This window comes from Pseudomonas sp. CF161, from assembly GCF_000416215.1.
Taxonomy (GTDB): Bacteria; Pseudomonadota; Gammaproteobacteria; order Pseudomonadales; family Pseudomonadaceae; genus Aquipseudomonas.
On record NZ_ATLP01000076.1, the window covers coordinates 71093 to 90579 of the forward strand.

Here is a 19487-nt window from a genome sequence, read left to right on the forward strand (position 1 = left end):
CTCCTCAGGCTTCGGCGTTGGCTTTGATCAGGCGGTCGTAGGCGTCCTGGTCCAGCAACTGGCCGACGGCGGCGGCATCGGCGGGAATAAAGCGGAAGAACCAGCCTGCGCCTTGCGGGTCTTCGTTGACCAGCTCCGGGCTGCTGTCCAGAGCCGGGTTGGTCTCGACCACTTGCCCGTCCAGTGGCATGTACACGCCGCTGGCGGCTTTTACCGATTCCACGGTGGCGGCTTCGGCGCCTTTGTCGTAGCTCTGCAGCTCCGGCAGTTGCACGAATACCACGTCGCCCAGGGCGTTTTGCGCGAAAGGCGTAATGCCTACGGTGACGCTGCCATCAGCTTCGGTACGCAGCCATTCGTGATCTTCAGTAAAACGCAACTCGCTCATGGAAACTCCTCAGGGGCCAGACTCGTCTGGTGGACGCGATTGAATGCTCATGCAATGCAGAGCGAATGGCTAAACCCATAGCAAAAACGCGGCCAATGTTTTTTATTCGTTAAAAATCAATGGCTTGTAGGATTCTGAAGAAGAGGGCGCTGCAATCTCTGTAGCGAAATCGCTACAGCTGGGGCGATTGAAAAAACACTTTGAGGATCAAAGCCTTGGGCAGCACTGATTGTAGACGGTTGTAGCGAAATCGTTCCGCTGTAGCGCTTTCAGTACAGGTGGAGGTCGTTTTCAGCGGTTTGGCCTGAGGGCTCAGGCTTTGCCGGGAATGCCGTACTTGCGCAGGCGGTGGGCGATGGCCGTGTGGGAAGTCTGCAAGCGGTTGGCCAGTTGTCGGGTCGAGGGGTAATTGAGGTAGAGACCTTCGAGCAGGCTCTTCTCGAATGCTTCGACCGCCTGTTCCAGGCTGCCGACCTCGGAATCGCCCTGGCGCGCCACGGAGGTGCCGGCGATGTCCAGGTCGCCAATGTCCACCAGGTTGCTGTCGCAGATGGCCGCGGCGCGGAAGATCACGTTCTGCAACTGGCGCACGTTGCCCGGCCAGCGGTTGCCCAGCAGGGCCGGGTAGGTGCCGGGGGCCAGGCGGCAGACCGGGCGCTGGATCTGCGCACAGGCCTGCTGCATGAAGTAGCGCGCCAGCAGCAGGATGTCCTGGCCGCGTTCGCGCAGCGGCGGGACTTCGACATTGAGCACGTTCAGGCGATAGAACAGGTCCTCGCGGAAGGTGCCTTCGCTGACCATTTTTTCCAGGTCGCGGTGGGTGGCGCTGAGGATCCGCACATTGACCTTGACCTCGCGATCGCCCCCGACCCGGCGGAAGCTGCCGTCGTTCAGGAAGCGCAGCAACTTGGCCTGCAGGTAAGGCGACATTTCGCCGATTTCGTCGAGAAACACCGTGCCCTGGTTGGCCAGTTCCATCAGACCCGGCTTGCCGCCGCGCTGGGCCCCGGTGAACGCGCCGGGGGCGTAACCGAAGAGTTCGCTTTCGGCGAGGTTCTCCGGCAGCGCCGCGCAGTTCAGGGCCAGGAAGGGAGCGCCATGGCGTGCGCTGATGGCATGGCAGGCGCGGGCCACCAGCTCCTTGCCGGTGCCGGTTTCGCCCTGGATCAGCAGTGGCGCATCCAGTGCCGCCACCCGTTGGGCCCGGGCCTTGAGGGTGCGGATGGCGGGTGATTCCCCGAGCAGGGCATCAAAACCTTCGGCATGGTCGTGGTGCAGGGCCGACAGGCGCTCGCCGATCCGGTTCGGCTGATACAAGGTCAGCAGCGCGCCGGCGTCGGTGATGGGCGTCGCGTCCAGCAGCAGGGTCTGGCCATTCAAGGTGATTTCCCGCAGGGGCAGGCGAAAGCCTTGTTCCAGCAGGCTGTCGAGCAGCGCCGGGTCGGCGAACAGCTCGGCGACGCTTTCGCCGGCCGGCTCACGGCCATACAGGGCAATCAGCGCCGGGTTGGCCAGCAGCACCTTGCCCGCGCTGTCCAGGGCCAGCACCGGGTCGGTCATGGCCGCCAGCAGGGCATCGAGCTGCAAGTGGCGACGCTGGCCGGGGAGGATATCGACCACGGTCACCGCCTGTACCCCACGCACGTTGAACAGTGCATCGCGCAGCTCTTCGAGCACCTGCGGGCTGAGGGTCGGGGCATCGATGTACACGTTGGGTGGAACCATCTCCACCGCATCCAGGTTGAGATTGCGCCCGCCGAGCAGGGCCAGGACTTCCTGGGTGATGCCGACGCGGTCGATAAAGCTGACGTGGATACGCATGGGGAGGCTGACGGTTCTGCGAAGCGGAGGGTGGCCAGTATGCCTTGGGGGAGGGCCAAGGTGAAATGCGCGCGGCGTGAACAGGGTGGCGAGGGCAGTGCGTCCCTCACCACGGGGAGGGGGTTACGCCAGGTGTTCGGGTTTCACCGGGTCACCAGGCTTGACCTCCAGTTGCTTGCGTACGTCTTCGAACATTTCGTCGTAGTACTTGTGCATCGAGCCGATGCTGGCGGTCTTGGGCATCCCGTATTGCTGGGCGATGCGAGTGGCATGGCGGGCGAAGTCGAAGGCCAGGTCCTTGGCCAGGAAGAACTGTTCCTTCAGGGGCTTGTCCTCGATGGTGCCATGCAGGGTGAAGAGCATGCCCTTGCCTTCCTTGGGGTCCTGGGTGACCTCGTAGTCGATGCACAGGTTGTAGCTGTAGTCGTCCTTGTTCAGCGCGTGGCGCTCGATATGCAGGTGACCGGGCTCGAACGTGGCCATGGGCGTCTCTCCTTCAAGGCATTGAAGTAGGGGCAGACACAGGGCCCGCCCCGAAGTTCTTGTGACAGGCGATTTACTGGTAACTGATACCCGGCTTGGCCGTGCTGATGCGGGTGCCGGCCTTGCCCTGGACGATCGCCTCGATGTCCGAGAGTGAACCGATCACCGCGACTTTGCCAGTGTTGCGGGCGAACTCGCAGGCAGCCTGGACCTTGGGCCCCATGGAGCCGGCGGCGAAGCCCAGCTTCTCGATTTCATCCGGGTGGGCCTGGGCGATGGCTTTCTGGGTCGGCTTGCCGAAGTCGATAAAGGCCGCGTTGACGTCGGTGGCAATCACCAGCAGATCGCTTTCCAGCTGTTCGGCCAGCAGCGCCGAGCACAGGTCCTTGTCGATCACCGCCTCGATGCCCCGTAGTTTGCCGTCCTCGCCGTACATGGTGGGGATCCCGCCACCGCCGGCACAGATCACGATGCTGCTCTTTTCCAGCAGCCACTTGATCGGGCGAATCTCGAAGATGCGCTTGGGTTTCGGGCTGGCCACCACGCGGCGGAAGTTGTCGCCGTCGGGGGCGATGGCCCAGCCTTTTTCGGCGGCGAGTTTTTCCGCTTCGGCTTTGCTGTACACCGGGCCGATGGGCTTTGTCGGGTTCTTGAACGCCGGGTCCTTGGGGTCGACTTCGACCTGGGTCAGCAAGGTGGCGAAGGGGACTTCGAAGTCCAGCAGGTTGCCCAGTTCCTGTTCGATGATGTAGCCGATCATGCCTTCGGTTTCGGCGCCGAGCACATCCAGCGGGTAGGGCGAAACCTGGGTATAGGCCGCCGCCTGCAGCGACAGCAGGCCCACTTGCGGACCATTGCCGTGGGCGATCACCAACTGGTTGCCGGGGTGGATCTTGGCAATCTGTTCGGTGGCGATGCGGATGTTGGCGCGTTGATTGTCCGCGGTCATGGGTTCACCACGGCGGAGCAGGGCGTTACCGCCCAGTGCAACGACGATACGCATAGTGCAGTCCTTCTGAAGTCTCTGCCGCCGCCGGTCAGTCGGCGGCGGCAGAGAGGGAGGTTAGATATCCGCCAGTGCCGAGACCAGGATCGCCTTGATGGTGTGCATGCGGTTTTCCGCCTGTTCGAAGGCAATGTTGGCCGGGGATTCGAAGACGTCCTCCGTCACTTCCACGCCATTGGCCAGGTTCGGATACCGCGCGGCGATGTCCTTGCCGACCTTGGTTTCACTGTTGTGGAACGCCGGCAGGCAGTGCATGAACTTCACGCGGGGGTTGCCCGAGGCTTTCATCATCTTGGCGTTGACCTGGTACGGCAGCAATTGCTCGATGCGCTCGTCCCAGGCTTCGACCGGCTCACCCATGGACACCCAGATATCGGTGTGGATGAAGTCCACGCCCTTGACCGCTTCTTTCGGGTCTTCGGTGATGGTGATGCGCGCCCCGCTTTCCTCGGCGAAGGCCTGGCACTGGTCGATGAAGTCCTGGTGCGGCCACAGTGCTTTTGGCGCGCCGATGCGCACATCCATGCCCAGCTTGGCGCCGATCATCAGCAACGAGTTGCCCATGTTGTAGCGGGCGTCGCCCAGGTAGGCATAGCTGATGTCGTGCAGCGGTTTGTCACTGTGCTCACGCATGGTCAGGGTGTCAGCGATCATTTGCGTCGGGTGGAATTCGGCGGTCAGGCCGTTGAATACCGGTACGCCGGCGAACTTCGCCAGTTCTTCGACGATCTCTTGTTCAAAGCCGCGGTACTCGATGGCATCGAACATCCGCCCCAGGACCCGGGCGGTGTCTTTCATGCTTTCCTTGTGACCGATCTGCGACGACACCGGGTCGATATAGGTGACGTGGGCGCCCTGGTCGTGGGCCGCCACTTCGAACGCGCAGCGGGTGCGGGTCGAGGTTTTTTCGAAGATCAGCGCGATGTTCTTGCCTTTGAGGTGCGGCTGCTCGGTGCCGGTGTACTTGGCGCGCTTGAGGTCGCGGGACAGGTCGAGCAGGTAATGCAGCTCACGGTTGGTGTGGTGCATCAGCGACAGCAAGCTGCGGTTGCGCATGTTGAAAGCCATGATGGATCTCCTTGGGTTTCGGTCGTCCACTTGCCGCGCCCTCGGTTCGGGCGGCGGCAAGCATGGAAGAAAAATCAGTAGTCGATAGGGTCGCGGATGATCGGGCAGGTCATGCAGTGGCCGCCGCCACGGCCACGGCCGAGTTCGCCGGCGCTGATGGTGATCACTTCGACACCGGCCTTGCGCAGCAGGGTGTTGGTGTAGGTGTTGCGGTCGTAACCGATCACCACACCCGGTTCCAGGGCCACCACGTTGTTGCCGTCGTCCCACTGCTCGCGTTCGGCGGCGAAGCTGTTGCCGCCGGTTTCCACTACACGCAGGGCCTTGAGGTTGAGGGCGGCGGCCACGGTGTCGAGGAAGCTGGTTTTTTCCTGCTGGATATCGATGCCGCCCGGCTTGCTTTCATCAGGGCGCAGGGTGAAGGCGACGATCTGGTTCACCACTTCCGGGAAGATGGTCACCAGGTCGCGGTCGCAGAAGCTGAACACGGTGTCCAGGTGCATGGCTGCGCGTGATTTCGGCAGGCCGGCGACGATCACCCGTTCCACGGCCTTGTGCTTGAACAGGTTCAGCGCGAGTTGGCCGATGGCCTGGCGCGAGGAACGCTCGCCCATGCCGATCAGGACCACGCCATTGCCGATCGGCATCACGTCGCCGCCTTCCAGGGTGGCGTTGCCGTGTTCCTGGTCCGGATCGCCGTACCAGACCTGGAAGTCGGCATTGGTGAACTCGGGGTGGAATTTGTAGATGGCGCTGGCCAGCAGGGTTTCCTGGCGTCGCGCCGGCCAGTACATCGGGTTCAGGGTCACGCCACCGTAGATCCAGCAGGTGGTGTCACGGGTGAACTGGGTGTTGGGCAGCGGCGGCAGGATAAAGCTGGAATGGCCAAGGAAGTCGCGGAACATTTCGATGGTCTTGCCGCCGAAGCTGCTCGGCAGGTCATCGGCGGAAACCCCGCCGATCAGGAACTCGGCCACCTTGCGCGGCTCCAGGCTGCGCAGCCAAGAGCTGACTTCATTGACCAGGCCGAGGCCGACCTGGTTGGCGGTGATCTTGCGTTCCAGGATCCAGTCCAGGGCTTCGGGGATGGCGACGATATCGGTCAACAGGTTGTGCATTTCCAGCACGTCGATATCGCGCTCGCGCATCTTGGTCACGAAGTCGAAGTGGTCGCGCTTGGCTTGGGCGACCCACAGCACATCGTCAAACAGCAGTTCGTCGCAGTTGTTCGGGGTCAGCCGCTGATGGGCCAGGCCTGGGGAGCAAACCATGACTTTGCGCAGTTTGCCGGCTTCGGAATGTACGCCGTACTTAGCTTTTACCGTGGTCATTACAGTGTTCCTCCAGTGACATAACATCCAATGTTACGAGCGGGTCTTACAGAGTCAGGAAGCCGTCGTAGAGTCCGTAGGCCGCCACCAGGGCGCCCAGGACCACCGCGGCGAAAATCAGCTTCTCGACGTTGGTGAAAATCGGTTTGCCCAGTTCCAGCTTGGCCTTGGCGAACAGGATCGCGCCGGGGGCATAGAGCAGGGCGGACAGCAGCAGGTATTTGACGCCGCCGGCATAGAGCAGCCAGATCGCATAAATCAGGGCGATTGCGCCGATGAACAGGTCTTTCTTGCGCTCGGCCAGGGCCTGTTCGTAGCTCTCGCCACGCACCGCCAGCAGCACCGCGTAGGCCGCGGACCACAGGTAAGGCACCAGGATCATCGAGGTCGCGAGGTAGATCAGCGACAGGTAGGTACTGGCCGAAAACAGGGTGATGATCAGGAACACCTGAACCATGGCATTGGTCAGCCACAGCGCATTGACCGGCACGTGGTTGGCGTTTTCCTTGCGCAGGAACTCCGGCATGGTGTGGTCCTTGGCCGCCGCGAACATGATCTCCGCACACAGCAGCACCCACGACAGCAATGCCCCCAGCAGCGAGATGATCAGGCCGACGCTGATCAGCACCGCGCCCCAGTGGCCGACCACATGCTCCAGCACGGCGGCCATCGACGGGTTCTGCAGCTTGGCCAGTTCCGGTTGGGTCATGATCCCCAGGGACAGCACGTTCACCAGGACCAGGAACAGCAGCACGGTGATAAAGCCGATCACTGTGGCCTTGCCCACGTCCGAGCGTTTTTCCGCCCGCGACGAGAAGATGCTCGCGCCCTCGATGCCGATAAACACCCAGACGGTGACCAGCATCATGTTGCGCACCTGGTTCATCACGCTGCCCAGGTCCGGGTTTTTCACGCCCCAGATGTCAGCGGTGAAGATATCCAGGCGGAAGGCGAAGATCGCGATCAGCACAAACAGCAGCAATGGCACGACTTTGGCGACCGTGGTCACCAGGTTGATGAACGCGGCTTCCTTGATCCCGCGCAGCACCAGAAAGTGCACGGCCCACAGCAGCACCGAGGCGCCGATCACCGCGGCGGGGGTATTGCCCTCGCCAAAGATCGGGAAGAAGTAGCCCAGGGTGCTGAACAGCAACACGAAGTAGCCGACGTTGCCCAGCCAGGCGCTGATCCAGTAGCCCCAGGCCGAGGAGAAACCCATGTAATCGCCGAAACCGGCCTTGGCGTAGGCGTAGACCCCGCCGTCCAGGTCCGGCTTGCGGTTGGCCAGGGTCTGGAACACAAAAGCCAGGGTCAACATCCCCACCGCGGTAATGGCCCAACCAATAAGAACTGCACCGACGTCGGCACTGGCGGCCATGTTTTGCGGTAATGAGAAGATCCCGCCGCCAATCATCGAGCCGACTACCAGGGCGACTAGCGCACCTAATCGTAGTTTTCCGGGAGTGTCAGACATTGCATGACTCCAATGCAGGAGAAGAGAGTTGTCAGCGTAGGGCTGATATCATTTTGAATAGCTGACTTAGATCAGTTCATTGCTACATTCCATTGTTAATGAATGACTTAAGGAACATTTCCATATGATCATTGGGCGTCTGGAAAGCGCTTTCCAGAGCCCTCAAGCTGCGTGAACAACAAGACTTCTCATCGGCGACGAGGGTTCAAGCTAGTTCGTTTTGCCGAATGTGCAAATCATGTAACGGTCTTGAAACAGGTCATAATGATGGCACTTAGTACATGTGCTCGATAAAAGCGCCGGTTATTCAGCGCGTTCCACGAGTTGCGATGCCATTTATAGAAAAATCGATGGTTAATTGACTTACCAGGTAATACGTAAATCTGTAGAAGTTATTTAATTGCGTGTAGCGTGAACGCCGGATGGACTCATGAATACAGAGGTAGGGATGGCACAACCGGCGCAAAAGCTTCGACTCGGTGCGCTTATCGCCCTGGTGGTGGGGTCGATGATCGGCGGCGGGATTTTCTCGTTGCCGCAGAACATGGCGGCGCGTGCCGATGCCGGGGCGATCCTGATCGGCTGGGCGATCACCGCCGTGGGCATGCTGACCCTGGCCTTCGTCTTCCAGACCCTGGCCAACCGCAAGCCGGAGCTGGATTCCGGGGTCTACGCCTACGCCAAGGCCGGGTTTGGCGATTACATGGGCTTCTCTTCGGCCTGGGGCTACTGGATCAGTGCCTGGATGGGCAACGTCGGCTACTTCGTGCTGTTGTTCAGCACCCTGGGCTACTTCTTTCCGGTGTTCGGCCAGGGCAACACCCCCATCGCCATTGGCTGTGCCTCGGTGCTGCTGTGGGCGGTGCACTTTCTGGTGCTGCGGGGGATCAAGGAGGCGGCGTTCATCAACCAACTGACCACCGTGGCCAAGATCCTGCCGATCCTGATGTTTATCGTGATCGCCGCCGTGGCGTTCAAGGCCGACGTGTTCACCCGCGATATCTGGGGCCGCAGCAACCCCAATTTCGGCAGCGTGATGGATCAGGTGCGCAGCATGATGCTGGTCACGGTGTTCGTGTTCATCGGCATCGAGGGCGCCAGTGTCTACTCGGCTAAGGCGCAGAAACGCTCCGACGTCGGCCGGGCCACGGTGATCGGTTTTCTCGGGGTGCTGGCGTTGCTGGTGCTGGTCAACGTGCTGTCCCTGGGGATCATGACCCAGCCGGAACTGGCGCAGTTGCAGAATCCGTCCCTGGCGGCGGTGCTGGAGCATATCGTCGGGCCCTGGGGCGCGTTGCTGATCAGCATCGGCCTGGCGGTCTCGCTGTTGGGCGCGTTGCTGTCGTGGGCCCTGTTGTGCGCGGAGATCCTCTACGCCACTGCCCGCGACCGGACCATGCCGGCCTTCCTGAAAAAGGAAAACGCCAACCACGTCCCGGTCAACGCGCTGTGGCTGACCAACTGCATGATCCAGATTTTCCTGGTGATCACACTGGTCTCAGCCGGCACCTACACCAGCCTGATCTACCTCGCCTCGTCGATGATCCTGGTGCCGTACCTGTGGTCGGCGGCCTATGCGGTGCTGCTCAGCGGCCGTGGTGAAACCTACGAGCAGGCCTCGGCGCAGCGCATGAAGGACCTGTTTATCGGGGTCGTGGCCCTGACCTACGCGATCTGGCTGCTGTATGCCGGCGGCCTGAAGTACCTGCTGCTGTCGGCGTTGCTCTATGCGCCGGGGGTGGTGCTGTTCGCCAAGGCCAAACGCGAGCAGGGCGAACCGCTGTTCACCCACTTCGAGAAGCTGATCTTCGCCGCCGTGATCATGGGCGCGGCACTGGCGGCCTATGGCCTGTACAGCGGCCTGCTAAGGCTTTGAATTCCCCCGCCCAGCGCCCTGTGGCAAGGGCGCTGGCGGTCTGTGGACCGGCCATCACCATTTCGCCCGATGGGACCCCAGTTCAGTGGCCGGGAGGGCCCACTGCAACGGCGAGCCGTTGATATGCAACGGCACTTGCAGGCGATGGGCCGGACCCCAGGGGGTCTGTTCCACCAGCACGCCCTGGTCCTCGGCTGTTTCTCCGCGCAGCGGCTGCTCGCTGGGGCCTGCGCTGTGCTCCACCAGCAACTGAGCGGTACGGGCCAGGGACAGGCGCGAACTGCTGCCGGCGCCGGTCTGCAGGCGCTGGTCCAGGGCGCGAATCGCCCTGGCGGCCATCAGGTAGCCGGTGGCGTGGTCCAGAGCCTGGACTGGCAGGGGCACGGGCTGGTCGGCGTGTTTCCAGGTCATGCCGGCGTCGGCAATCCCGCAGCTCATCTGTACCAGGCTGTCGAAACCCCGGCGGTTCTGCCAGGGGCCGCTCCAGCCGTAGGCGTTCAGGCAGACATCGATCAGCCCCGGGGCCAGGGTCTGGCGTTGCGCCACGCCATAACCGAGGCGTTCCAGGGCGTCGGCGCGGTAACCGTGGAGCAGGATATCGGCCTCGCCGAGCAGGTGTTCGAAGGTACGGCGGTCGGCCGGGTCATGCAGGTCCAGGCGTGCGCAACGCTTGCCCAGGGTGACCTCCGGGACCACTCCAGGCTCGTTCCAGTGCGGCGGGTCGATACGCAGCACATCGGCCCCCAGCCCGGCGAGAAAGCGGCTGGCGATCGGCCCGGCCAGGACCCGGGTCAGGTCCAATACCTTGATCCCGGCCAGCGGCTGGGCCGGGGTTCCCGACCAGGTTGCGAGCGCAGTCGGCGGATTCGCCATCACGGCCACCAAGGGCTCGGCCTGTACTGCCTGCCCCTGGGGGTGGGCCTGCCATTGCGCCCAACTGCGCATCTGCGCCGCACAACCGCCAGCGTCGACCACCGCCTGTTCCAGTTCGGTTTTGCCCCACTGCGCCACCTTGGCCGCCATGGTGCTGCGGTCGCTGACCCGGCCCAGCACCTGTTCGGCAGCTGCCCGGTGATGGGGCGCATTGGTGTGCAGGCGGATCCAGCCGTCCTGGGTCGGGTAGTCTCCGGCAACCGGGTCCCACAGCGGTGGCACGTTCCAGCCGATCGGGCGCAGTGACGTGGCGAACCAGAACGACGCCAGGCGCCGGTCGACCCGCAGCGCCGGCAGGCGCCCGGTCTGCCGGAGCAGCAACTCGGCCACGGCCTGGCCGGCGCTGGCGATGCTGGCGCTGGCCAGGTCGGTCACGGCAAAGGCCGAGGGCAGGGCCCCGGTTTCGCTGAAGTCGATGGACGACTGGGAGAGCCCCAGCGCAGCTTGAATGGACGTGAGAATGTCGGTCATGGCAGGCCCTCCAGAGCAGGAGGTGCATTGCACCCCGAAACCGCTGCGGCTGTCGAGAACCCGCTGGCAGAGCCGGCGGTTCCCTCATGACCCACAGCGGTCGCTAGTGCCTGGGGCGGCTCACCGCCCGTCTGGTTACACCCGGAACTGATCCATCAATTTCATCTGGTGGGTCGCCAACGCGTTCAACTGGCTGCTGACCTTCGCCGACTCGGTGGCCTGCTCGGTCAGGGTTTCGGTCACGCTGCGAATCGCCGAGACATTGCGGTTGACCTCTTCGGCCACGGCGCTTTGCTGTTCGGCGGCGCTGGCGATCTGCAGGTTCATGTCGCTGATGACCGTCACCGCATCGCTGATCTTGCCCAAGGCCTGCACGGCCTGCTGGATCTGGCCGGCATTGTTGTGGGCCTGGGTCTGGCTCGAATGCATGGTCGCGACCACGCCACGGGTGCCGTTCTGGATGCGTTCGATCACCTGGCGGATTTCTTCCACCGAGTCCTGGGTGCGTTTGGCCAGGTTGCGCACCTCGTCGGCGACCACCGCGAACCCGCGTCCGCTTTCCCCGGCGCGGGCAGCTTCGATGGCGGCGTTGAGGGCCAGCAGGTTGGTCTGCTCGGCAATGCTGCGGATCACTTCCAGCACCGAGCCGATCTGTTCGCTGTTGACCGCCAGGGCTTCGACCTCGGTCACCGCCTTGCTCACTTCCTCGGCCAGGGTGCTGATATCACGGGTGCTGCGCTCAATGATGGACATGCCTTCCCGGGCCGACTGGTCGGCGCCGCGTGCCGCATTGGCTGCGTTGGAAGCGCTGTTGGCAACGTCGTGAGCGGTGGCGCTCATTTCGTTGGACGCGGTGGCCACCTGGTCGATTTCACGGAACTGCACCTGCATGCCTTCGCTGGTCTGGCGGGCGATTGCTGAAGACTGGTCGGCGGTGCCACGGGCGTCGGTGATGCTCTGTTTGATCTGGGCAATGGTCGGTTGCAGCTTGTCGAGGAAACGGTTGAACCCGTTCACCAGTTCGCCCAACTCGTCCTGTTTGCTGTAGTGCAGGCGCTGGGTCAGGTCACCGTCGCCGCTGGCGATGGCCTTGAGCATCTGCGCCACGCTGTTGATCGGCCGGGTCACGCCCGAGGCGCTGAGCCAGATCAGCAGCAGGCCCAGCAGGCCGGCGCCGGTGGCCACCAGCAGGGCCTTGAGGGTGCCGCTGGCCTGGGCGTCATCGAGCACGGCCTGAAGCTTTATCGAGTCAGCCAGCAGCACCTGCCGTGGCAGGTCGATGGCCACGCCCCAGGGCTTGGCGTCGGCGATTGGGCTTACCGGGTACAGGCTGCGGATCAGGTCGCCCTGTTGCAGGGTTTGCGGGCTGTTGCGGTTCAGCAGCTGGAGCACGTCCTTGCCCTCGGCGCCGAGGGTGTCGCCAATGTTCTTGCCGACTTTGCTCGCGTCCGAGCTGTAGGCCGCCAGGACCCCGCTGCCGGAGACGATCAGCATATGCCCGGCACCGTTGAACAGTTCACGCTGAGCGTCACCGGCAGCGGCTTGCAGGGAGTCCAGGGCGATGTCGACGCCGATCACCCCCAGCACCTTGCCGTCGATGATCAACGGCAGGGAGATGGTGGTCATCAGCATCAACTTGCCGCCGACGGTATCGGCGTAGGGGTCCAACAGGCAGGTGCGCTTGCCGTCGCGCGGGCAGGTGTACCAACTGTTGTAGGGTGTACCGCTGAGGCTGAGGGTGGTTTTGCTCAGGTCTTCGTTGGTCATCACCGTGTTCAGCCCGGTACCGCCGGCGCGGCTCCAGTAGCTGGCGAAGCGCCCGTGTTCGTTGGAGCCCCGGGCCAGGTCATTGGCGAACTCGCTGTCCTTGCCGTCGAGGGCGTCGGGCTCGAAGGCCAGCCAGATGCCCAGCACCTTGGCATTGCGCTCGAAGGCGGTCTTCAGGCTCTGGTTCAGTTCTTCACGCAGCGCCGAGGCTTCGAGGGCGCGTTTGCCGGCCATGGCCCGCAGGTCCTTGACCTGGTCGGCCAGGGCGGTCACTGCCAGCAGGCTGTCGCCGAAACTCCGTTGCAGCCTGACCGCCTGTTCGCCCGCCCTGGATTGCAACAGGTTCTGCACGCTGCCCGTGAGCATCTGGGTGCTGGAGGTGCTGACCAACTGGTTGTTCTGGTTGGTCTGGTAGAGGTTCATGCCAACGATCAATCCGACCACGCCCAGCAGGCACAGTCCGGACAACAGCACGATTTTCAGGCGGATGGAGAGAGAGTCGAGCATGGGGCGATCTCGCGAAGGGACAGGTGATGAGCCTTGAGTCGGATGACTCATGGCGCCAAGTCCATTCAGCGCTATGCCCGGAACATCGGCTTGCGTGGCGTTTGCGTGAGACGCAGCCGACGAGCGGTCACCTGCTGCTAGGAAACCTGAGGCACGGCCTCTGGCCGCGACCAGATCCACAGGTTGCCCAGGATCATGCCGCCGATGGCCAGGTACATCGTCCAGTGATGGTTGAGCAGGGCCAGCATCAGTCCGGCGCACAGCAGCATGCTCAGGGTGGCGCTGACCTTGGCCCGGCGGCTGACGATCTTGCCGTTGCGCCAGTTACTGAGGATGGGGCCGAACAGGCGATGGTTTTCCAGCCAGGCGCTGAGGCGTGGCGAGCTTTTGGTGGCGGCCCAGGCGGCCAGCAGGATGAATTCGGTGGTCGGCAGGCCAGGCACGACGATGGCGATCAGGCCGATGGCCAGGCTGGTGTAGGCCAGCAGGCCGAAGAGCAGGCGCGAGAGCTTCGAGGTGGGTCGGGAGGAGCGGGTCATGGGTTCGCTGGTGAGTGACGAGCAGAGGCTTAATCCTGGGTCGGTTTTCTGAAAAAAGCCATCGCCGGCAAGCTGGCGGCGGCTCAAGCCAGGTACCCAAGTCGCTGTAAGGGGGCAAGCCAGCCCTTGTCGGGCCTGGCCTGCCCAGGTTGCGTCAGGCCAGTTCCGGGGCGCTGGCGTAAGCCTGTTCGAGCAGCACGGTGAAGCGGTTGAAGGCATCCAGGGCGCCTTTTTCCGCCGCGGCTTCTTCTTCGGCGTTGAACGCCAGGCTGTCGAGGGTCTTGACGAAGCTCTTCCAGCCTTCGGCGCGACCGCCGGCCGGTTCGCCCAGGTGGCGGGCACCGAAGGTCTCGCTCAGGCCCAGGCCTACGGCGCGCTTGATCAGGAACGCGGCGCCGAGCTTGGAGCCTTCGGAAACGAAGATCCAGCCCAGGGCTTCGGCCTGGCTCGGGTTGCTCACCGCGCCGGCTACCGGTGCCGGGACGTCGGTGTCGAGGTCGGCCAGGTCGGCCTTGGCCGCTTCGGCGCGGCAGCGGGCCGCGAGGTCGGGGACGATTTTGTTCAGTTCGGCATCGTTGTACAGGTCCACCAGTTCCGACTGGAACAGGTACTGCGCAACCACGAAGCGAGCGAAGTTACCCTGGGTTTCAAACGGCGCGTGGGCCTTGACCAGGGCGTCGAGCTTGGTGTGCGGCTCGTGGGTGATCTGGTTCAGGCGTTGCGAGCGCAGGTGATGAGGCTGGGTAGAATCCTGGGCGGTCATGAAAATGTCCTTGAGAATGAGATGCACTTAAGTGACTAGACGAACAAGAAGACGTGACACAGTAAAAAAACCTCACTGCCCCAGAAAAAAAAGGGCAGCGAGGCGCTGGGTGGATCAGATATCCCACACCAGGTTGACCGAGACGTTGCGCCCGGGGGCGGTCAGGCGGTCGAGGTTGGCCGGGTTGAGCATGCCGGCTTCGCCGACCCCGTCGTAGCCGCGCACGTCGTCCCAGTTCCAGTATTTCTTGTCGGTCAGGTTGTACAGGCCGGCATTGACGGTGACGTCGTCGGTGACCTTGTAGAAGCCGGTCAGGTCGAGAATGCCGAAGCCCGGGGTCTTGAACTGGCTGCTGCTGGTCAAGCCGTCCGGGGCCTTGAACGCGGTGTCATCGACCCGATCCTTGCGCTTGACCAGGGTCCAGCTGAGCAGGGTGCCGTAGTTGTCCTGGTCGTAGCCCAGGCCAAACACGCCCTTGAGCGGGTTGACGCTGTTGAGCGGTTCGCCGTTGTCGGCGTTGCGGCCATAGGCGTACGCCAGCGAGCCCTGGGTGTAGAGCCCCTGAGGAGCGCCCAGGGCGTCCAGGTTCAGGCGGCCTTTGACTTCCGCGCCCTTGATGGTGGCGTGCTTGATGTTGGCGGTGAGGAACTTGATTTCGTTGTAGCCCGGGGCAATGGCGTCTTCGTTGATGAAGTCGCGGTACTTGTTATAGAACACCGCCACATCGAAGTTGCCGTGCTCGAAGTTGCCGCGCAGGCCGGTTTCCCAGCTTTGGCTTTTCTCCGGCTTCAGGTTCGGGTTCGGGGTGACCGAGTAGCCGATGCCCGGGTTCTCGAAGCGCCCGTACAAGGCCTTGGCGCTCGGGGTGCGGAAGCCTTCGGCGTACTGGCCGTACCAGGTGTACTGCTCGGTCAGGGCGTAGGTCAGGCCGAATTTGGGCGACAGCCGGTGCCAGGTTTTTTCCTTGGCGTCGATTTCGCTGGCACTGCCGCCGGCAGCGACGATGGTATTGATGAACTGATCGGTCACGTGGGGTTTGAGCTGGGTGTAGTCGTAGCGCAGGCTCGGCAGGAAGGTCCAGTCGTTCCAGTGGATCTGGTCCTGGACGAACACACCGTAGGTGTTGATGGTCGGGTCCGGGAAGTCACTGGATTTGACCAGGCTGTCGGACGGCATCAGGCTCGGCCCGCCGATGACCGGGCAGTTGGTGGCCACGTTGAGGCAGACGGCGGTGCCGGAACGGTAACCGGTGACTTTCTGTTGCTTGATGTTGGTGCCGTAGGTCAGCAGGTGCTCGGTATCGGCAATGCTGAAGGCCTTGTCCAGCTGGGCGTCGAAGACCCACTGTTTTTCCTGGTACAGGGTGTCGCGGGTGCGGGCCACGCGGCGCCCGGACTGGTAGATCTCATCGGCATGCTGGTCGGTCTTGGCGATCTGGTAGTTCAGGCTCCACTTGATCTTGTCCACCAGCAGGGTGTCGAGGGCAAAGCTGTGCTCCAGGCCGAAACGCTCGCGGGTGACGGTGTCGTTGGCGGTGCGGGCGCGATACAGGTTGCTGCCCATGCCGTTGAAGAACAAGCCGCCGACCACGCTGCGCTGGTTGCTGTCACGGTCGTCCTTGTACTTTTCGTAGGTCAGGCCCAGGCGCGAGTCGTCGTTGTAGTTCCAGCCCAACTTGGCCAGCACGTTGGTGGTGCGCACGGTTTCCGGGTTGGCTTCGGTGCGTTTCAGGCCGGTGCCGCCGGTGCTGCCGTAGGACTCGGTTTCACGGCCGTTGCGCTGGCTCAGGTGCAGCAAGCCGTCGAACTCACCGCTGCGCCCGGCAAAGGTACCGGAGGTCAGCCAGCTGTTGTTGGAAGAGCTGTAGCCGGTTTTCAGGCGTGCGCCCAGGTCCTGGCCGGGTTTGATGATGTCGTCCGGGTCGAGGGTGAAATAGCTCACCGCGCCGCCGATGGCATTGCTGCCGTAGAGCGCCGAGGCCGGGCCGCGGAGGATTTCCACGCGCTTGATGATTTCCGGGTCGACGTAGTTGCGCTGAGTTTCGGCGTAGGGGCCGTTGAAGAAGCTGCTGGGCACTTCGACCCCATCAACCTGGGTCAGGATCCGGTCGCCGTCGATGCCGCGGATGTTGTAGCCGCTGATGCCGCCGCCGCGCTTGCCTGCGCCGCCGACCGACACCCCGGGTTCGTAGCGCGTCAGCTCCTTGATGTTATTCACGTTCTGCCGGTCGAGCTGGGTGCGGTCCTGCACTGTCACCGTGCTCGGCACCGAACTCACGTCCTGTTCCTGGCGGGTTGCGCTGATGGTCATCTGCTGCAGGTTGACCACGTCGGCGCCGCTGCGCTTTTCCAGGACGATGGTGTTGTTCCCCAGTTTTCGATAGTTCAGATTGGTGCCTGCCAGCAGCCGGTCCAGGGCTTTTTCCGGCGGCAGCGAGCCGCGTACCCCAGGGGAGGCCACACCGGCGCCCAGTTCTGCGGGCAGCCCCACCTGCCAGCCGGTGACCGCGGTAAAGGCATTGAGCGCCGAGACCAGGGGTTGCTGGGCAATGGCGAAGTGATAATTGCCCATGCTCGAGCTGGACTGCGCCGGGGCATCGGCGGCCATGACGGGCGTGGCCTGGGCGCCGGCCAGCAGGATCGCGGCGGTCAGCAACGACAGGGTGCAATTTTGCAGGCGGGCAGAGGGAACAGGGGATCGGCTGTTGAGGCGAGAGGACATCGAAAGCGCTCCGGGTCGCACGAATCTTATAGGTGCAGATCAGCATTAAAAATGCGAATCAATTGCATTGGCTATAACGAGACGTACGACCCACGGCTATCGAGTAAAAATAATTATTCTCAGTTGATGATCACCAGCGCCGGGAACTCCGAGAGCCGCGCCGAGGTGATGTGGGCCAGGGAGCGCACCACATTCAGGGGCTGGTCGAGGCGGTAGTTGCCGGTCACGGCCACATCGGCCAGGCGCGGGTTGTTGTTGACGATCCAGCCCGGGTAATAGCGCCGCAGTTCGGCCAGGACCTGGCTCATCGGGCAGTTTTCGAACACCAGGCGACCCTGGACCCAGGCCAGCTCCTTGTCCGCATCGAGCTTGGCCGGGCGTTCGAAGCCCTGGGGGCCGACGCGCACGCTTTCCCCGGCGGACAGGCGAATGCGCTGGTCGGCATGGGTCGCCCGCAAGTCGATAGCGCCGCGCTGCACCTGAACCTGGGCAATGCCGTCCAGGTAGCGCACGGCAAAGGTGGTATCGCGCACGCTGGCCCGGACCGGGCCGGCCTCCAGCTCCAGGGGCAGGCCGCGATTGGCCGGGATCTCGAAATAAGCTTCGCCCTGATACAGCCGGGCCACGCGCTGCTGATCGTCGATGTCGCTGGAAAACGCCGAGTTGGTATTGAGCAGCACCTTGGAGCCGTCTTCCAGTTGCAGGCGCTGGCGTTCGCCGACCTGGGTCAGGTGGTCGGCCTGCAGGCGCAAGGGCAGATTGCTGAAGCTGAACAGCCCGAGCACCAGTACCGCGGCCGTGGCCAGGGGTTTCCAGTGGGGGCGCAGGCGGGCCAGGCGTGACACCCTGGGCGGGGCGTTATTGAGGGTGACGGCGGATTGCGCCACGTGCGGGCCGTTCCAGATCGCCTGGGCTTTCTCGAAGGCCTGGGCATTGAGCGGGGAGGCCGCCAGCCATTGCTGGAATTGTCGGGTTTGCTCGGCACTGGGATGGTCCAGCACGATCAGCCAGTCCAGCGCCTGATCCATGGCCAGCTCCTGTGGAGAGGCGCCCGAGGGGGCAGGCGGCTCGGCGCGGTGAATATCCGTCACGGGTGTTCCTCGGCTGTGTCTGTGCACAGCTGTTTTTTCAAGAGAGAGCGAAAACCGGGCAAGGTTAGCAAACCCCCGGGGCTGACGCAGTCGTTCCGATCATCCGCTCGGAACCTGTTCACGATCCGCTGTGCTTGGTTTATGCGGCATTAAAAATGGCTGAGTATCGCTCGCAGGATCGTCAACAGGTTCTGAGACTCACTGTGAGTCCAGGCGTTCGGCGACGCCGATGCAGATGGCCATGATCAGTTTCAATTCCTTTTGCACCGTGCTCAGGGACACCCGCAGTTCTTCGGCGATCTCCTGATAACTGTGACCGTGCAGGCGGCTGAGGATAAAAATCCGCTGCTGGCGCGGGCTGAGCTGATTGAGGCTGAGGTTCAGACGCTCAAGCAGTTGTTCGGCATGGGCCGCATCTTCTGCGCTGCTGGTGGGGGCGGCGACGTTCTCCACCACCTCCATCGGCACGTCTTCGAGCAGGGTCCGGCCCTGAATGCGGCGCGCGCGCAAGTGGTCCAGAGCCAGGTTGCGCGCGGTCTGGAACACAAAGGGTTCGAGGTGATCGATGGCCCGTTCGTTGAGGGCACGGGTCACACGAAGGTAGGTTTCCTGCAGCAGGTCCTCGGCGGTGCTGTGGTTATCGACCATCCGCTCCAGCGTGCGCAGCAGAGAAATTCGTTGAGTGAGGAAGACATTGTTGAAGCGCGATTGACTCACAGCGAGGCCTGATCCATTTTTTGCAGTTGATGATAATGCTTATCATCTACGTGCTTGGTCAAGCCCTGGGTGAGTTTCAGACTCACCTTATAGCCCCACGCTCGCTCCCCACTCTAGATTCCCGCAGTCAGGCGACAGCCCGAGATCAGGAACTCAGTAACAGGGAGTTATGCATGGCCAGCCAAGCCGATCTGTGCTTCACCTTCAGCATTGGTAACGAGTCCTTTGACGTTGTTGAGTTCACGTTGCATGAAGCGTTGTCCGAGACCTTTCATCTTTGCGTCGAGCTGACTAGCGCCAACCCGGCCATCGACTTCGGGCAGGTGCTGGATCGACCGGCGTTGCTGACGCTTTGGCATGGCGAAACTCCCGTGCGCTATGTGCATGGCGCCGTGTCCTCCTTTGTTCAACGCGACAGCGGCTTCAGGCGCACGCGCTATTCGGCGGTGGTCGAGCCGCGCTTGGCGCGGTTGAAGCTCAGCTCGGACTGGCGCATTTTCCAGACCCTTACCGTGCCGCAGATTACCGAGG

General features: G+C 63.0%; 16 protein-coding genes and 1 pseudogene. 2 read left to right on the forward strand and 15 right to left on the reverse strand.

The window, feature by feature from the left end; translation table 11 throughout:
- Positions 1-4 precede the first annotated feature (4 nt).
- The 7 genes from gcvH to arcD (CF161_RS14215) all read right to left on the reverse strand — a co-directional run bounded on the left by gcvH (position 5) and on the right by arcD (CF161_RS14215) (position 7571).
- A complete protein-coding gene (gene gcvH, locus CF161_RS14185) occupies positions 5-388 on the reverse strand; it encodes a glycine cleavage system protein GcvH (protein ID WP_020297277.1) in 384 nt (127 codons plus the stop codon).
- A 312-nt stretch (positions 389-700) separates the two neighbouring features.
- Positions 701-2209 (reverse strand): sigma-54-dependent transcriptional regulator, encoded by a 1509-nt coding sequence (locus CF161_RS14190; protein WP_020297278.1) that lies wholly within the window; start codon positions 2207-2209, stop codon positions 701-703.
- A 123-nt stretch (positions 2210-2332) separates the two neighbouring features.
- Positions 2333-2692: a DUF5064 family protein gene (locus tag CF161_RS14195; protein WP_020297279.1), complete on the reverse strand. Its 360-nt coding sequence runs from the start codon at positions 2690-2692 to the stop codon at positions 2333-2335.
- A 73-nt stretch (positions 2693-2765) separates the two neighbouring features.
- Entirely contained in the window at positions 2766-3695 is a 930-nt protein-coding gene (gene arcC / locus CF161_RS14200; protein WP_020297280.1) for a carbamate kinase, read from the reverse strand.
- A gap of 60 nt (positions 3696-3755) precedes the next feature.
- The gene (locus CF161_RS14205) at positions 3756-4766 is read right to left on the reverse strand and encodes an ornithine carbamoyltransferase (RefSeq protein ID WP_020297281.1); all 1011 of its coding nucleotides are present in this window, start codon (positions 4764-4766) and stop codon (positions 3756-3758) included.
- 74 nt (positions 4767-4840) lie between these two features.
- Positions 4841-6097, reverse strand: a complete 1257-nt coding sequence (gene arcA / locus CF161_RS14210) for an arginine deiminase (RefSeq protein WP_020297282.1) — start codon at positions 6095-6097, stop codon at positions 4841-4843.
- Between the two features lie 46 nt (positions 6098-6143).
- Positions 6144-7571 (reverse strand): arginine-ornithine antiporter, encoded by a 1428-nt coding sequence (gene arcD, locus CF161_RS14215; protein ID WP_020297283.1) that lies wholly within the window; start codon positions 7569-7571, stop codon positions 6144-6146.
- A gap of 448 nt (positions 7572-8019) precedes the next feature.
- Here arcD (CF161_RS14215) and arcD (CF161_RS14220) point away from each other — a divergent pair, with 448 nt between their 5' ends.
- Entirely contained in the window at positions 8020-9447 is a 1428-nt protein-coding gene (gene arcD, locus CF161_RS14220) for an arginine-ornithine antiporter (RefSeq protein ID WP_020297284.1), read from the forward strand.
- Between the two features lie 54 nt (positions 9448-9501).
- Here the strand turns inward: arcD (CF161_RS14220) and CF161_RS14225 are convergent, their stop codons facing one another.
- From CF161_RS14225 to CF161_RS14255, 8 genes and pseudogenes are all read right to left on the reverse strand, one after another.
- Complete coding sequence (locus tag CF161_RS14225; RefSeq protein ID WP_020297285.1) at positions 9502-10851, reverse strand: CoA transferase; 1350 nt, start codon at positions 10849-10851, stop codon at positions 9502-9504.
- A gap of 135 nt (positions 10852-10986) precedes the next feature.
- Positions 10987-11742 carry a methyl-accepting chemotaxis protein gene (locus CF161_RS33635; protein WP_371106528.1) on the reverse strand — a complete coding sequence of 252 codons (756 nt, stop codon included), beginning with the start codon at positions 11740-11742 and terminating at the stop codon, positions 10987-10989.
- A 150-nt stretch (positions 11743-11892) separates the two neighbouring features.
- Positions 11893-13176: pseudogene (locus CF161_RS33640) on the reverse strand (chemotaxis protein); the annotation flags it as partial.
- Between the two features lie 86 nt (positions 13177-13262).
- Entirely contained in the window at positions 13263-13664 is a 402-nt protein-coding gene (locus tag CF161_RS14235) for a YbaN family protein (protein ID WP_020297287.1), read from the reverse strand.
- A gap of 154 nt (positions 13665-13818) precedes the next feature.
- Complete coding sequence (locus CF161_RS14240) at positions 13819-14427, reverse strand: biliverdin-producing heme oxygenase (protein ID WP_020297288.1); 609 nt, start codon at positions 14425-14427, stop codon at positions 13819-13821.
- A 114-nt stretch (positions 14428-14541) separates the two neighbouring features.
- Positions 14542-17148 (reverse strand): TonB-dependent receptor, encoded by a 2607-nt coding sequence (locus CF161_RS14245; RefSeq protein ID WP_020297289.1) that lies wholly within the window; start codon positions 17146-17148, stop codon positions 14542-14544.
- A 119-nt stretch (positions 17149-17267) separates the two neighbouring features.
- Positions 17268-18239 carry a FecR domain-containing protein gene (locus CF161_RS14250; protein ID WP_043229431.1) on the reverse strand — a complete coding sequence of 324 codons (972 nt, stop codon included), beginning with the start codon at positions 18237-18239 and terminating at the stop codon, positions 17268-17270.
- 198 nt (positions 18240-18437) lie between these two features.
- Entirely contained in the window at positions 18438-18956 is a 519-nt protein-coding gene (locus CF161_RS14255) for an RNA polymerase sigma factor (RefSeq protein ID WP_020297291.1), read from the reverse strand.
- Between the two features lie 173 nt (positions 18957-19129).
- Between CF161_RS14255 and CF161_RS14260 the strand changes: the two genes are divergently transcribed.
- A partial coding sequence (locus CF161_RS14260; protein WP_020297292.1) for a contractile injection system protein, VgrG/Pvc8 family occupies positions 19130-19487 on the forward strand: 358 nt, incomplete at its 3' end.

Bases quoted from the DNA above. Each gene is read 5' to 3' on its own strand.
- CF161_RS14225 (WP_020297285.1), bottom strand. From the start codon at position 10,851: ATGACCGACATTCTCACGTCCATTCAAGCTGCGCTGGGGCTCTCCCAG.
- CF161_RS14205 (WP_020297281.1), bottom strand. From the start codon at position 4,766: ATGGCTTTCAACATGCGCAACCGCAGCTTGCTGTCGCTGATGCACCAC.
- CF161_RS33635 (WP_371106528.1), bottom strand. From the start codon at position 11,742: ATGCAGGTGCAGTTCCGTGAAATCGACCAGGTGGCCACCGCGTCCAAC.
- arcD (WP_020297284.1), top strand. From the start codon at position 8,020: ATGGCACAACCGGCGCAAAAGCTTCGACTCGGTGCGCTTATCGCCCTG.
- CF161_RS14240 (WP_020297288.1), bottom strand. From the start codon at position 14,427: ATGACCGCCCAGGATTCTACCCAGCCTCATCACCTGCGCTCGCAACGC.
- CF161_RS14245 (WP_020297289.1), bottom strand. From the start codon at position 17,148: ATGTCCTCTCGCCTCAACAGCCGATCCCCTGTTCCCTCTGCCCGCCTG.
- CF161_RS14190 (WP_020297278.1), bottom strand. From the start codon at position 2,209: ATGCGTATCCACGTCAGCTTTATCGACCGCGTCGGCATCACCCAGGAA.
- CF161_RS14195 (WP_020297279.1), bottom strand. From the start codon at position 2,692: ATGGCCACGTTCGAGCCCGGTCACCTGCATATCGAGCGCCACGCGCTG.
- gcvH (WP_020297277.1), bottom strand. From the start codon at position 388: ATGAGCGAGTTGCGTTTTACTGAAGATCACGAATGGCTGCGTACCGAA.
- CF161_RS14235 (WP_020297287.1), bottom strand. From the start codon at position 13,664: ATGACCCGCTCCTCCCGACCCACCTCGAAGCTCTCGCGCCTGCTCTTC.
- arcC (WP_020297280.1), bottom strand. From the start codon at position 3,695: ATGCGTATCGTCGTTGCACTGGGCGGTAACGCCCTGCTCCGCCGTGGT.
- arcD (WP_020297283.1), bottom strand. From the start codon at position 7,571: ATGTCTGACACTCCCGGAAAACTACGATTAGGTGCGCTAGTCGCCCTG.
- arcA (WP_020297282.1), bottom strand. From the start codon at position 6,097: ATGACCACGGTAAAAGCTAAGTACGGCGTACATTCCGAAGCCGGCAAA.